18 protein-coding genes and 1 tRNA gene are annotated in these 14240 nt (G+C 29.9%); 7 read left to right on the top strand and 12 right to left on the bottom strand.

Annotated elements, in window-relative coordinates:
• The first annotated feature begins 2 nt into the window (after window positions 1–2).
• Complete coding sequence (locus ACW9UN_RS03400) at window positions 3–191, top strand: hypothetical protein (protein WP_459483877.1); 189 nt, start codon at window positions 3–5, stop codon at window positions 189–191.
• Between the two features lie 306 nt (window positions 192–497).
• Here ACW9UN_RS03400 and ACW9UN_RS03405 read toward each other — a convergent pair whose 3' ends face one another.
• A complete protein-coding gene (locus ACW9UN_RS03405) occupies window positions 498–959 on the bottom strand; it encodes a Na(+)-translocating NADH-quinone reductase subunit F (RefSeq protein WP_459483879.1) in 462 nt (153 codons plus the stop codon).
• 158 nt (window positions 960–1117) lie between these two features.
• On the opposite strand from ACW9UN_RS03405, the gene ACW9UN_RS03410 reads away from it, so the two are divergent.
• From ACW9UN_RS03410 to ACW9UN_RS03430, 5 genes are all read left to right on the top strand, one after another.
• Window positions 1118–1567 carry a retropepsin-like aspartic protease gene (locus tag ACW9UN_RS03410; protein ID WP_459483881.1) on the top strand — a complete coding sequence of 150 codons (450 nt, stop codon included), beginning with the start codon at window positions 1118–1120 and terminating at the stop codon, window positions 1565–1567.
• Between the two features lie 22 nt (window positions 1568–1589).
• Window positions 1590–2042, top strand: coding sequence for a GatB/YqeY domain-containing protein (locus ACW9UN_RS03415; RefSeq protein ID WP_459483883.1), 453 nt, complete (start codon window positions 1590–1592; stop codon window positions 2040–2042).
• Between the two features lie 29 nt (window positions 2043–2071).
• Window positions 2072–2145, top strand: a tRNA-Arg gene (locus ACW9UN_RS03420).
• Window positions 2146–2622: 477 nt separating this feature from the next.
• A complete protein-coding gene (locus ACW9UN_RS03425) occupies window positions 2623–3201 on the top strand; it encodes a hypothetical protein (RefSeq protein WP_459483885.1) in 579 nt (192 codons plus the stop codon).
• A 223-nt stretch (window positions 3202–3424) separates the two neighbouring features.
• Window positions 3425–3991, top strand: a complete 567-nt coding sequence (locus ACW9UN_RS03430) for a hypothetical protein (RefSeq protein ID WP_459483887.1) — start codon at window positions 3425–3427, stop codon at window positions 3989–3991.
• A 424-nt stretch (window positions 3992–4415) separates the two neighbouring features.
• Here the strand turns inward: ACW9UN_RS03430 and ACW9UN_RS03435 are convergent, their stop codons facing one another.
• From ACW9UN_RS03435 to ACW9UN_RS03455, 5 genes are all read right to left on the bottom strand, one after another.
• Window positions 4416–4688, bottom strand: coding sequence for a hypothetical protein (locus tag ACW9UN_RS03435; protein ID WP_459483889.1), 273 nt, complete (start codon window positions 4686–4688; stop codon window positions 4416–4418).
• A 3-nt stretch (window positions 4689–4691) separates the two neighbouring features.
• Entirely contained in the window at window positions 4692–4967 is a 276-nt protein-coding gene (locus tag ACW9UN_RS03440) for an ATP-dependent Clp protease adaptor ClpS (protein ID WP_439130436.1), read from the bottom strand.
• Window positions 4968–4977: 10 nt separating this feature from the next.
• Window positions 4978–5814: a 50S ribosomal protein L11 methyltransferase gene (gene prmA / locus ACW9UN_RS03445; protein WP_459484037.1), complete on the bottom strand. Its 837-nt coding sequence runs from the start codon at window positions 5812–5814 to the stop codon at window positions 4978–4980.
• A gap of 63 nt (window positions 5815–5877) precedes the next feature.
• Window positions 5878–6636 carry a triose-phosphate isomerase gene (gene tpiA, locus ACW9UN_RS03450; RefSeq protein WP_459483892.1) on the bottom strand — a complete coding sequence of 253 codons (759 nt, stop codon included), beginning with the start codon at window positions 6634–6636 and terminating at the stop codon, window positions 5878–5880.
• Between the two features lie 87 nt (window positions 6637–6723).
• Window positions 6724–7212 (bottom strand): TlpA family protein disulfide reductase, encoded by a 489-nt coding sequence (locus ACW9UN_RS03455; RefSeq protein WP_459483894.1) that lies wholly within the window; start codon window positions 7210–7212, stop codon window positions 6724–6726.
• Window positions 7213–7295: 83 nt separating this feature from the next.
• Between ACW9UN_RS03455 and pyrF the strand changes: the two genes are divergently transcribed.
• Complete coding sequence (pyrF, locus tag ACW9UN_RS03460; protein ID WP_459483896.1) at window positions 7296–8108, top strand: orotidine-5'-phosphate decarboxylase; 813 nt, start codon at window positions 7296–7298, stop codon at window positions 8106–8108.
• A 300-nt stretch (window positions 8109–8408) separates the two neighbouring features.
• Here pyrF and ACW9UN_RS03465 read toward each other — a convergent pair whose 3' ends face one another.
• The 6 genes from ACW9UN_RS03465 to ACW9UN_RS03490 form a co-directional block, all read right to left on the bottom strand.
• On the bottom strand, window positions 8409–8597 hold the full coding sequence (locus ACW9UN_RS03465; protein ID WP_459483898.1) for a hypothetical protein: 189 nt from the start codon (window positions 8595–8597) through the stop codon (window positions 8409–8411).
• 140 nt (window positions 8598–8737) lie between these two features.
• Window positions 8738–9454, bottom strand: coding sequence for a DUF4197 domain-containing protein (locus ACW9UN_RS03470; protein ID WP_459483899.1), 717 nt, complete (start codon window positions 9452–9454; stop codon window positions 8738–8740).
• Between the two features lie 52 nt (window positions 9455–9506).
• Window positions 9507–9671 (bottom strand): C1orf53 family protein, encoded by a 165-nt coding sequence (locus tag ACW9UN_RS03475; protein ID WP_459483901.1) that lies wholly within the window; start codon window positions 9669–9671, stop codon window positions 9507–9509.
• Window positions 9672–9708: 37 nt separating this feature from the next.
• Complete coding sequence (locus tag ACW9UN_RS03480; protein ID WP_459483904.1) at window positions 9709–10134, bottom strand: DUF4174 domain-containing protein; 426 nt, start codon at window positions 10132–10134, stop codon at window positions 9709–9711.
• A gap of 12 nt (window positions 10135–10146) precedes the next feature.
• Window positions 10147–12015, bottom strand: coding sequence for a Xaa-Pro dipeptidyl-peptidase (locus ACW9UN_RS03485; protein WP_459483905.1), 1869 nt, complete (start codon window positions 12013–12015; stop codon window positions 10147–10149).
• 38 nt (window positions 12016–12053) lie between these two features.
• On the bottom strand, window positions 12054–14240 hold the full coding sequence (locus ACW9UN_RS03490; protein WP_459483906.1) for an acylase: 2187 nt from the start codon (window positions 14238–14240) through the stop codon (window positions 12054–12056).

Genomic DNA, 14240 nt, shown 5'->3' on the forward strand with positions numbered 1-14240 from the left:
AAATGAAAAATAAGACAAACCAAAAAACGCAAGATACAATCACTAGAAAAGAAGCCATGCATAAAATAGGAAACTATAGTAAGTATGCTGCCTTAACAGCATTGGGTACTTATATGATTCTAAACCCAAAAACAGCTCAGGCATCCTCAGCTAATCCTATTAGACCTGGTAGTGGAGGTGCAGGTTTTTAAAAAAAATCTAAAGATTTATCAATATAGAAATATTTAAATCAAACAAAGAGAATTTAATAAGTACGGTAAAAAAATTTTATTAAAATCACTAATATTAAAACATAAAAAGTTAAACGTAACAAAGCCGTTCAGAAAATGGGAGAAGATTTTGGAATTCCAGATGAAAACATACGTTTTGATGACTTTGGAGGATAGCAAAACGTCATTCTGAACTTGTTTCAGAATTTCATCAAACCATAAAAAACAAAAACCGATTCAATATTTTGAATCGGTTTTTTATTTGAATAAAACTTATTTAAATAATTATTAGGCTAAAAAAGTTTCAATATGATAAACGGGAGTTCCATTCTCTTGTTCAAAAAGTTTTGAAAAATCCATAACATTATCAATATTATCTAATTGACATAAAATATCAACAACAGCAGACAAACCATTAAATAACACATCTTTTGAAGTTGGATTAATAGGTTTTTGGTTATAATGACAAAGAGGAGTTTTAAATCCGCAGGCGTCTAAAAACACTTTTTCTATATGCAATAATTCTTGTGGGGTGTAACCGTTAAATTTTCTACCCAAATTTTGATGAACTCTACCCACATAACTCAATTCTAAAGAACCATGTTTATCTGACAAATGTTTCCAACTATCATAATTGTCTAATATATTACCCACTGCACATGCTGTACAATCTTCAGGATTTAATCTATTATTATGATAAGCGTTGTATAACTTAATAAGAGCATTTTCTAATCTTTTTGTAGTTTTCATCATCAATTCATTTAAAATACATCTAAAAATAGTAAATTATAATGATTACATCAAATGAAAAAAATAATAACAGTTTTTTAGAATTAAAACAAATAAGATGAAGCATGGTTTTATATCATCTTATTATATCGTATTTTTGGTTTTTAGATTTCTACTAAATGAAAAGAATTCGTAAAATACTTAAGAAGAATAAATACGTTACTATAAAACTTAAAAAAATTGCTACTAACCACTTAGAGCTAAAAGGTAAAATTAATGGCGTAAAAGGTCGTTTTATTTTGGATACAGGCGCCTCTAACTCTTGTGTAAGTTCTAATTTAATTGAATATTTTAAATTAGATGCTCAAGAAAGTGAAACCAAAGCAGCTGGAGCAGGAGCAACAGATATGGATACTCAACAATCTGAAAACAATTTACTTAAAATTGGTAATTGGAAAACTAAAGAGTGTCATTTAGTTTTATTTAATTTGTCTCATGTAAACACAGCCTTAGTACAACATAATGCCAAGGAAGTTCATGGTATTATTGGTGCTGATATTTTACAAAAAGGAAAAGCGTTTATAGATTATAATAAAAACGTATTGTACTTAAAAAAAACAAAGAAATAATTAATTAAAAAGAGAATAGCACATGAGTTTGCAAAAAGAAATAATGGTTAAAATGAAAGAAGCCATGAAGGCAAAAGATACAGTTGCTTTACAAGCATTAAGAGCTGTAAAATCTGCATTTTTATTGGCAAAAACCGAAACTGGAGCTCAAGAAGGCTTAACAGCAGAACAAGAGATGAAAATTATTCAAAAACAGGTAAAACAAAGAAAAGATAGTGCCGCTGTTTTTATACAACAAGGTAGACAAGATTTGGCTGATCCTGAATTAGCTGAAATAAAAGTATTGGAACAATTTTTACCAGAGGCTTTATCCGAAGAAAAAATTGAGGAAGTTGTTAAAGATACCATTCAAAAAATAGGTGCATCTGGCATGAAAGATATGGGAAAAGTTATGGGTATTGTATCTAAAGAATTGGCTGGACAGGCTGATGGTAAAATCATATCAACTTTAGTAAAAAAGAACTTATTGAATTAATTTTTTTTAATACCATATAATATACAAAAGGCTCCATAGTTCAACTGAATAGAATATCAGATTTCGGCTCTGAGGGTTGCAGGTTTGAATCCTGCTGGAGTCACAAAAAGCTTACTCAAAATGATGGGTAAGTTTTTTTATTTTTTAAACATAAACTTTAAAATAAAAAAAATTAACATTAATAACAAAAATTTTTGTTGCTAAAAAAAGCTTTAATTCATATATTTGTTTTGTACTTATCTGTTTTACTATAGATAATTAGTTATTTAATAATCCAAAATTCCCCCAATCATGGATATCATAAAAACTAATTTTATTAAATTTTTGTTTGCATGTGTTAAATTTTGTTTTAACATTATTTGCAAAACAAAAACAACATCACAAAAATCTTACCCTGTTTATTTCTCCTTCTTTAAATGTAGTTGTCTTTGGTACATATTCGCATATTTAAAGAGGTGTTCAATTTGGACACATGCCATATGGAATAAGAATAACTTTCACTGCTTATTTGATGGTATTTTTTACAAAAGTAAGATAACTTACAATCTTTGTTTTTTATTTACCCCTAAATATGAATATTATGAGAAGATTAGCGTTTAATTCTAAAAAAATACTGTTTACGGTTTCTAATTTAGAGAAAAGACATAAAATAATTACGTATGTTTCTTTACTTTTTTTAACCATATCTACTTATTTCTTAAGAACAGAAAACCAGAATATAAAAATAGATTTTGCCATGTTGCAAGAAAGAAATGAAAACTTAAAACAGAATATGGTAATTTTTAATAGAAATTATGAAGGTTTTCCACTTGCAATTTGGCAGAAAGTTAAAAGAGGAGACCAGTTTATCATGCAATATGTAAACCCCATATATGTATCAAAATTTGGACATTTGTTTCAATACAATAAATATTCTCTAATTGGTAAAAACAACTTTGCCAATTATCCAGAAAAAATTGCACAATCTCACTATGAGAGTGATATTGCTGTTGCTATAATTGGTAAGAAAATAGAAAGTGTAGAGAAATCAATTGATAAAGAAGGTAAAATTATACAACTTAAAGTACTTAAATGGAGAGATATAAAAGACAATAGAGATACTTTAATTTATGGAATGGTTAAAGAAACCTTACCTGAAAGTAATATAAAATTAAACTAATAATGTAGAATATTAAATCACTTTAAATAATCCAAATCCCCCAATCAATGGATCTAAAAAAAACACTTGCTTTGAGCAATACAACTCATGTTGTATCTGCACCCTTAATTTTGATGTTGTATACGTTATGTATATATTCAGCTAACAGTTGTAATTCTTTTATCACTAAAGAAAACGACTTTGTTCATAATTTTTATTTCAACAATATAAAACTATAATTATTATGAAAAAGTTAGCTTTAAACTCAAGAAACATTTTGTACAAGGTGTCTAATCTTGAAAAAAAACATAAAATTGTTACCTATGCATCACTACTATTTTTAACAATTTCTACCTATTTTTTAAGAACTGAAAATCAAAATGTAAAAATTAAATATGCCACTTTACAAGAAAGAAGTAAAGGTTTAAAAGAAAATATGGTGATTTTTAATAGAAATTACGAAGGTTTTCCTCTACCTGTTTGGCAAAAAGTTAAACGAGGAAAACATTTTATTACACAGTATGTAAACCCTTCTTATACTAGTAAATTCGGTCATTTATTTTCTTATGATACCTATGCACATATTGGCAAAAATAATTTTGATTTATTTGATAAAAAACATGCCCAAGAATATTATGAGAAAGATATGGCTGTTGCAGTTACTGGAGAAATTCTGCACTCAAAAGACGGTTTTATAAATGTTGATGGAAAAAAAGCTTTTATGGAAGTAGTGAAATGGCGACAAATAGAAAATAATAAGGATACACTTATTTACGGTATGGTGAAGCAGTTTATTGAAGACAGCAATTAATGAAATAGGAGCTACATTTAAAAACCGCTGATTATCAATATATTTTATTCTTTGAAACGAATGTCATTTCAACTGAAATAGAGAAATCTTAATTAAAATTTAAGATTTCTCAATAAAACTATTTGCTTCGAAGGCTACTTTTAATAAAAATTTATTTTTTTATCTCAGTAATGTTTTAAGTGACAATCTGCTGTTTTTCAGAAAATAAATCGATATCAACCTAAAAGCAATATGAAATTCTCGTTACTATTCTAACATCATCAAAACAGCATATAATATGGTCATATTATAAAATAAATAGGGTTTCTGAGAAGTATTACAACATTTCTATTCTACTGTAATAAAAAACTTTTTTGCTAATAATCGAATATGTATTATATAACTTCGGTCAAAATAACATATAAATCTACTTTTTAGACAGCCTCTAGTTTAAATACTGTTTTATAGCCATCCTATGTTCTGGAATACTCTTATTGTAGTTTTCTACCAATAACTCTAAAATTATGGGTGGTTTGTTACCAATTTCATTTTTATGAGCATATTTAGAAACATATAAATTAAATGTTTCTAAATGTTTTTCGAAAATTAAAAAATGCGTATCGTTTAATTCTGAATAGGCAATTTCGTTACCTGAAAATATGTTTGAACTATCAGTAAAAAAAGCGGAAAACTCGTAGTATTTTAAAATATTTTCCATGGGTTAAACCAGTTCAGCAGATAAGCCTAATTGCAATAATTTAGAGCATCTTGGTTCTAAATCTTTGTATTCGCCAGACTTTACAGTACATTTTCCTTTATAATGCACTAAAATAGTACATTGTTCTGCTTGCTCTAAGGTATGATCGCAAACGCTTATTAAAGATTCTATTACAAAATCAAAAGTGTTTACATCATCGTTATGTAACACAATTTCGTGTTGGTGAGTTTCTTGCTCTAAAACATCAACTTCTTCTTGTATTTTTTCTTTTGTACTCATATTAACAAAATTACAATTTATTATATTTCAATGCAACCCAATTGTTTCTTTCTATATGGTTTTCTAGTGTTAAATTATACTTAACAACCTCATTGTCAATAACAGGAATATCTTCTTTATAAAAACCACTTAATAATAAAGTGCCTTTTTCATTCAAACATTTTGTGTAAATTTCCATATCATTTAACAAAATATTTCTGTTGATATTGGCTATAATAACATCATATTTTTTATCACCTAAAAGAGATGCATCACCCTTAAAAACAGCAATGTGTTTACAATTGTTTCGTTCTACATTTTCTAAAGAATTTTCAAAACACCAATTATCAATATCTATGGCATCTATAGGATTCGCTTTTTTCATCGCCGCAAAAATGGCCAAAATACCTGTTCCACATCCCATATCTAAAACAGATTTATTTTCTAAATCTAATTGTAATAAATGCTGAATCATCATATGTGTGGTTTCGTGATGCCCAGTACCAAAACTCATTTTTGGTTCAATTACAATGTCGTATGTAAGATTAGGATTCTCGTGAAAAGGAGCTCTTACACTCACTAGTTCATCCACTTGTATAGGTGTAAAATTCTTTTCCCATTCTGCATTCCAGTTGGTTTGTGCCACTTCTTTCTTTTGATAATCTATCTGAAATTCATCTGAATTTAAAACAAAAATATCGTTTAAAATACCGTCAAAATATTCGTCTTTTTGAATGTAAGCAGTAACTCCAATTTCATTTTCTACAAAGCTCTCAAAACCCACATTACCTAATTCTGCAATTAAAATTTCTGTTGCAGGTTCTTTAGGTGTTATCGTAAAATTGTATTCTATATAAATATTATCCATCATAAAAAAAGCGTCAAGAATTAAATCTTGACGCAAATTTATTGGTTTTAAATTTAAGTTCTTTTAAATCGCTTTTATAATTGCAGAAAAATCTGTTGCTTTTAACGCTGCACCACCAATTAAACCACCATCTACATCTGGTTTAGAGAAAATTTCTTCTGCATTTGCAGGTTTTACACTACCACCATATAAAATAGAAACAGCTTCTGCTACTTCTGCATTGTATTTTTCAGCAACAATACTTCTAATAAATGCATGCATTTCTTGTGCTTGTTCTGCACTTGCAGTTTCTCCTGTACCAATTGCCCAAACAGGCTCGTATGCTAAAACAATACTTGCCCAATCTTTAGCTTCTAAATGAAATAAAGCATTTTTTAACTGACTTTCTACAACATTAAAATGATTGTCAGATTTTCTATCTTCTAACAACTCACCAAAACAAAAAATAGTTTCTAAATCATTTTCTAAAACTGCATTTACTTTTTCTGCAAGTAACTCATCTGTTTCACCAAAATAAGTTCTTCTTTCTGAATGTCCTAAAATAACCGTTTTTATACTGATTGATTTTAACATATCTGCTGAAACCTCACCTGTATAAGCACCACTTTTTGCTTGATGCATATTTTGTGCAACAACTTCGATACTAGAACCTTCTGCCAGATTTACAGCCGATTCTAAATTTACGAATGAAGGTGCAACAATAACTCTTGTATTTTCTAATGATAAATTTTCAATTTCAGTTTTTACACCGTCAATTAAAGTTTTAGTTTCTTCTTTATCATTGTTCATTTTCCAATTTCCAGCTACTATCTTTTGTCTCATAATTATAAATTTATTTACCTGTAAATTTAAGAAATGTTACATAAATAAAACTCAGAAAAAAAAATAGTTACTAAAACGTTTTACTTACTACATTTGTAAGGCTTTTCTGATGTTTTTATCTGTTGCTTTTGTAGCTTTAAATAGCGTTATCTCTCCTTTTTCATCAACAATCATATACCTCGGAATCCAACTTAGGTTAATAAAATCTACAAAATCACCATCATTCATACCGTTTGGTAAATTATAATGTTCGCCTTTTAAATTATATTTTTTTATTGCCTTTTTCCAAGAAGGATTACTTCTATCAACAGATAAAAATAAAAACACCACCTCTGGAAATTCTTTTTGCAAAGCTTTTACTTTTGGGAAACCAACAATACAATCTTTACACCAAGAAGCCCAAACATCAATCATAATTTTTTTTCCTTTATGTTGATGTAAAACTTCTCTTAAGGTAGTTTTAGATTTATCTAAACCCACTAACATTTCTAGGTTGGCCTCTTCAGAAAATTGTTTTTGATCTTCTGAGCAACTAAACAACAATAAAACAGCAAATAGTATAAAGATTTTTTTCATATTAATTTGTCCATTAAAAAGTTTGCTTCTTACAAATCTTAAAAATTTAAAATAGTATTTTTGTAAAACTTTAAACAAAAGTAATGACAACAGCACAACTAGTATCACAAATAAATCTAAAAAAGTCATTTTTATGTATTGGTTTAGATGTTGATTTAACTAAAATACCTAAGCATTTATTAACTTTAGAAGATCCTATTTTTGAATTTAACAAAGCCATCATTGATGCTACACATCATTTATGTGTTGCCTATAAACCGAATACTGCTTTTTATGAAGCTTATGGCATAAAAGGTTGGCAATCACTTGCAAAAACAATAAGTTATATCAACAAAAATCATCCCGAAATTTTTACAATTGCAGATGCTAAACGTGGTGATATTGGCAACACATCAACAATGTACGCAAAAGCTTTTTTTGAAGATCTAGCTTTTGATTCTGTTACAGTTGCTCCTTATATGGGTAAAGATTCTGTAGAACCCTTTTTAGCTTTTAAAGACAAACATACTATTCTGTTGGCATTAACTTCTAACAAAGGTGCTTTTGACTTTCAGACGAAAAAAGTTGATGATAAAGAGTTGTATCAACAAGTTTTAGAAACATCTAAAGACTGGAAAAATTCAGAAAATTTGATGTATGTTGTTGGAGCTACAAAAGCAGAATATTTTAAAGAGGTTAGAAAAATTGTACCAAATTCTTTTTTACTAGTACCTGGAGTTGGTGCTCAAGGTGGTAGTTTACAAGATGTTTGTAAATATGGATTGTCTGAAAATATTGGCTTATTAATTAATTCTTCTAGAGGAATAATTTATGCATCAAACTCAGAAAATTTTGCTTTAGCTGCTGCTGAAAAAGCGAAAGAACTGCAATTGCAAATGGAAGTTTTGTTACGATAAATACAACTTCGTTAAGTTACTATTTTGTGTAAGCCTTTGAAATATGTATATGCTTAAACCGCTTTTCTTTCAACTATATTCGATAAAAAGTCTAAGAAATTATTAATTAAATAAAAAAGTTATAATAATTTCTTAGACCTCATTGATCCCCAATCAATGATAAGGGGTTTAAATATTGTTAAACATAAGAAGTGTTTTTGATTTCATACTTTTATTACAAAAAATAGTCATCTCCTTTTATAGGATTACAAAAATATTGTATTTTCTCTTTACTATTTAACGAAATTAAAATAAGACCTTTTATGCAGTAGCCTCTTTATCTAAATATTGTAATTTATTTAGTTTTTGTAAAAGCTTCATCGCTTTAAATGCAGCCAAATCACTTAAGGTTTCGTCTAAAAATCGGTAACTATTGGATGCTTCAATAAGACGATGATATTGTTGGTGTAAATGTTCTTTAAGTTGAGATAATTGCTTTTTGTAGTACATATGGTGGAGGAATTTATAAATCAAATATAAACTTTTTGACAAAGCACTTTTCTTAAAATTTTCTTAAAAATGAACTATATACAAATGATAAACAATGTATTACCCATTTTTAATTTCATCAAATTATCAAAAAATTACAACTACCTATTATCTTGTAAGGCAAAAACTTTTTGCAATAAAGCTGTATTTCTTAGCCCTACTTTTTCTCTAATTCCTTTTTCTTCAACTTCAATCATTGTAAAAACCCCTTTTAAAGCCTGTTCTGTAACGTAAGCGGTTAAATCTGGGTTTACATTTTTTGTAAACGGTATTGCATTATACTTTGTAATTAAATTACTCCAAATTTTATCTGCTCCTACTTTTGTAAAAGAGTTGTTAATTACCGGACTAAAACTTTGGTATAATTTATCTTTTGTTTTGGTTTGTAAATAACTTGTTGCAGCATTTTGCTGGCCTAATAATATATTTTTAGCATCGTTAAATGTAATTTCTTTAACAGCATTTATAAAAATTGGTGTTGCTGTTTGTACAGCATCTTCAGCAGCTCTGTTTAATACTTTTATACCTTCATCTGCTAAATTACCTAAACCTATTTTACGTAAACCTTTATCTACTGCTTGTAATTCTTCTGGCAGCAATATTTTAACCATTTCGTTTCTATAAAAACCGTCTTTAGCGGTTAATTTAGTTACTTGATTTTGTATACCATTGTCTAAAGCTTGGCGCAAACCTTTACCTATTTGCTCTTGAGACAATACACCTTCTGCCCCATTTGGCAATTGACTTGCTATTTTTTGCAATTCTGCACAACTTACAAACTGAACTGCAATAACGAATACTAAGAATCTTTTTATCATTTTTGTTGATTTATTATCTACTTTTTTCGACACTTAAATCGGTAAAAAGTCACTATTTAAAACTATCCGTTTTTTTATCATACCCATAAGCACAGTGTTTACAGCCGCTTTTGCAGCAATACCCTCGTTTAAGGTGGTATTTTTCTGTAAAAACTTTATAGCCTTGTTTGTTGATATAAAAATCGTCTGGCTCTAATTCTATTCTTGGTGTAAACATATCGTAAAAGTAATATTTTAAAAACTGATATTCTAGATTAGTTATTATTTCTGATTTCTCTTTTTCTCATAGGCATTCTATCAATAACTGTAAATAATTTTTTAGTATTTAATACAGTATTTTGCTTTAACTTAACACCACTGTCTAAACCTATTAAAACAACTTTAAAACTTTCTGATGCTTTTTTAAATTTCTTGGTTTTTATTGTTGATGCTGACCAATCAGAATCAAAATCAATCTTATATTGCTTTTTTACAAACTGATAAACTTTTATTTTTCTCTCTACAAGACCTTTTTTATCTTTTGATAAATTTTTGATTTGTTGTTGCAATTTTTCATCACTTTTATCATCAGAAAAAACCAATAATACTCTATTTTTCCATTGCATTCTTGTTAAATCTTGGCTGTAAGATTGTATTACAAATGCATAAAAGCAAAACCAAAATAAAGTTGTTTTAAGCATAAATTTATTGTGTTAATCAATGGCTTTCTTATAAGCTGTTGTGCCACCAACAATCGGGATTGTGATTGTTGTACTCTCTAAATCTACAGTTAACTCAGTTCCTGGTTCAGGTAACAAGGTGTAATTATTATCAGAAGAAAAAATCATTAATCCAATTTGCTGTCCTTTTTTTATGATTTGATCATCTGGTTGCAAATCAAAAGTCATTTCATAAAATTTACCTGGTTGCAAAGGTTTACTTTTTGTTAATGATTTGTAATTTTGTAAGTCTGCCCAACCACGAGTAATGATATTATCAGTTATTTTTGTTCTTCTACCCTTGCTCCATGGTAAAGAAACCAAATACACAGATAAATTTACGGCTTCTGCAGAACTAGCAGCTTTTATAGTAATTGAGGGCACTCCAGAAATGTGTACATCTTCATTTAAAATTGGAGAAACATACAACAAACGATGATTGGTGTAGGCTGCTTGAGCTAATGCCTCTGAAGAAAAAGAGTAATTATCTACTAGGGTTTCTTTTCCTTTTGATTTTGTACTACTTAAAGATAAACCTCCTATTTTTGGTGCACCTGCATTTAAAAATAGCGTTACCTCTTTTGCTAACGGATTTGGATAATTTTCATAAGCTGTTGGTTCACTCCTTTTATCATCTTCTCTAACAATCCAAGCTTTTGGATCATTTTCAACTCCGTTTTCAATTCCGTGTAAATATTTGGTAAACCAACGATTCATCATTTGCATTGGTGGTGGGCCTCCATGACCATTTTGATGATAATAAATTTGAGTTGGTAAACCCATTTCTGATGCTTTTTTATAAATACGATAACTGTGTTCTGGCATCACATTCCAATCGTTAAAACCATGAGACATCAGCAATGCGGCTTTCATAGGTTTCATATCATTTAAATAATCTCTACCTGCCCAAAAATCATTATAATCTCCAGTAATTCTATCCATACCATTTATCATTTCTTTATCTCGAACAGTAGCATTGGCATAGTCTCTTTTTCGAATAAATTTCTTAGAATTACTATCCTTAAAAATTCCTGTATTTGGTATTAAATCTTCACCTCCACTATGTATAAAGTCATATAGCACATCAATATCTTCTCCTAAATATCCTCCAGGAGAACGCACCAACCCATTGGATCTATAATAATGATAGTAGGATGTATTTGGTGCAACAGGAATAATAGCCTCCAAACCTTCAACTCCAGTTGTTGCAGCTGCTAAGGGAATGGTTCCATTATAAGAAGTACCTGTCATACCTACTTTTCCTGTAGACCAAAATGCTTTAACTTCTTCGTTTCCTGTTCTAGATGTATATCCTTTAGCTCTTCCATTTAACCAATCTATAACTGCTTTTGGTGCTAACGATTCATTATCTCCACCCACTGTTGGGGCACCATCAGACAAACCAGTACCTGGTGAGGAAGAGTGTACAACAATATAACCTCTAGGTACCCAGGTTTTAATTTGAGAATTGGAAATTATAGGACGCTTACCTCTTCTTTTAACTTCTGCATGATTTCTTTGCTTTGGTTTCTCTCCGAGTTCGTGTTTGACATCCCAAAAAATAGGTGCATTTCCTGCTGTACCAGCATAATAAGGACTAGATTCATAAACCACAGGTAATTTTAATCCGTTTTCGGTTTGTGCTGGTCTTGTTACATCTACATGCATTCTGTCCATTTTTCCATCACCATCAGTATCAAAAGTAGTTTCTACCCATAAATCGTGACGAATCCATTTCGATTGATCTTTAAAAGCCGCTACAATTTGTGCTTCACCATCTTTAAAAACAGGAACTGCTTGATCTTGTGCATGTATTTTTAATCCTATAAATAAGAATGTAAAAATTAAAATTTTTATTTTCATAAGTTACCTTTATTTAAGTTGTAATAATAGTATGTAGTTTATTTTTTGTTTCCTGGGTGATATCTAGATTTTACTCTTTTTAAAACATCTTCTCTATAATAAGCAACATCTTTAAATTGCTTATCAGCGTATCTTTGAGCTTGATCTGCAAAATGAGGAGATTTTGGATCTCCACTTTGACCTCCAGCTAATAATGTTTTTGCGGTTACCTTATTGCCAAATTCTACAACAGCCACAAAACTGTTACCAGAAGTTCCATATTGGCGTTTTGTATCCTTTCCAAATCGAGTTCCAAATGAAGCCAATGCTCCCCAAGAACTAGAAGCCATACCAACTGGAATACTTGGTTTCGCATCGTTAAAATCTTGTTGAATTTCACCATCATTTCTTTGATAACGATTAAACTCTCCCCAAGGAGTTTTCCAAGACCCAAAATCTTCTTTTATGTTGTTTAACGCTTGTTGAAAAATCTCTAATCTTTCTAAATAACTGGAAGTTTTACTCATATACTCAAATCTACCTAATCTAGAAATTCTTTTATTTCCAACCATTCTTGGTATTTTTCCAGATCGATAATATGCTCTTAAATAAAATTGCGTTAAGGTCATTTCTATTGAACTTACTGAAACTTTAAAATCCCAATTTTTTAAAAGTGCTATTGCTTCTCTGGCTTCTTTATTGTTAACTTTAGAGGCTTTTGCTGCTTCTAATAAGCCTGTAATTAACATCTCTGCACCTGGTAAATATGGATCGTAAGCCAAATCGATTAATGAATCTAAGGTCAAATTTTTTGCTTCTGTTAGTAATGGAATGGCGTGAATTCCTCGAAAATTTTCTGGAAAGGAATGCATATAAGCTGGATAATCTTCTTTTTTAGGGCTATATTCTAAAGCACTCGTAAACGGTGTGGAATTGCAATTTTGAATCCATCCATTTGGAGGGTTTAGAACTAAAATATTGTCTTCTAAAGGATGTAATCCTTGCCAATCGGTTTTTGGGTTACTTCCATCTACAGGTTGGGTATAGTCAAAGCTTTGGTTTCGTTTTGGAATAAAATTTCCATGGTAATACGCAATAGTTCCATCTGCATCAGCATATACTGTGTTGTTGGAAGAATTTGTTCTTATATTCATCATTTCATAAAACTCTTTATGATTTGATTTTTTTGTTCTGGTAAATGATTGCTCTAGAGCTTTTATTGGACTCCACATTAATGCAGTTGTTACCCATTTATCTTCATTTGCATGTGTAATTGGCCCACGATGCGTTCTATAGGTCATAAAAGATTTTTCTTTTAATCCGTTTACAGTTTTATATTTTAAATTTACTTTTATAGAGTCCATTGGTTTAATGTCTTCTCCATATTTGTATGAAGTCTTTGAGCCATTTTTTACAACCGTTTCTTCAAATTCGTCAATAATATCAGTACCTGTTGATGTATGCATCCAACCTGTTTTTCTATTAAATCCTTGATACACAAAAAACTGCCCCCAAGTAACAGCTCCATAAGCATTTAAACCTTCTTCGCTTACCATATGGACTTCTCCTCTAAAAAAGAACGAAGTATGAGGATTGATCAATAGCATCGCATTACCCGATTTTGTTTTGGAACCTGCAATTGCAAATCCGTTAGAACCTCTAGGCTCATTGTCCTTTAAACGAATTAACCCTTCATTTACCACTGCCATTTTATTATCACCATCGTAAAAATCTTTAATTTTTTTTGTAGAAACTCTTTCGATATCACCACCTATAGAACCTTCGCTAAAATACATAGGCATCCAAGGCTCAAAATGGGTTATTAATTTTGGTTTTACGTCTGGATTTTCTGCCAAATAGTAATTCAATCCATCAGCAAAAGCTACACACAACTTTTGTAACCAAGAAGGACTGTTTTCAAAATTTTCTTTGGCTTCTTTTTCAGTCATGTACAAACGAGCACGTAAATCGCTATACAAATATTTTTCTCCTTCTACCTCTGCCAATCTTCCTATTGCCCAAATATAATTGCGTTCTATGCGATTAAAATCGTCTTCAGCTTGTGCGTATAACAACCCGAATACAGCATCTGCATCTGTTTTTCCGTAAACATGTGGCACCCCAAAATCGTCTCTAATAATTTCTGTATTTTTGACATGCTGTTGCCAACGTTCTTGTTCGGTAAAAACTACTTTTTTAGTACAGCTTAATAGAACTAGTAATGAGAGTATGATTATTTTTTTCAT

Source organism: Polaribacter litoreus, from assembly GCF_054584775.1.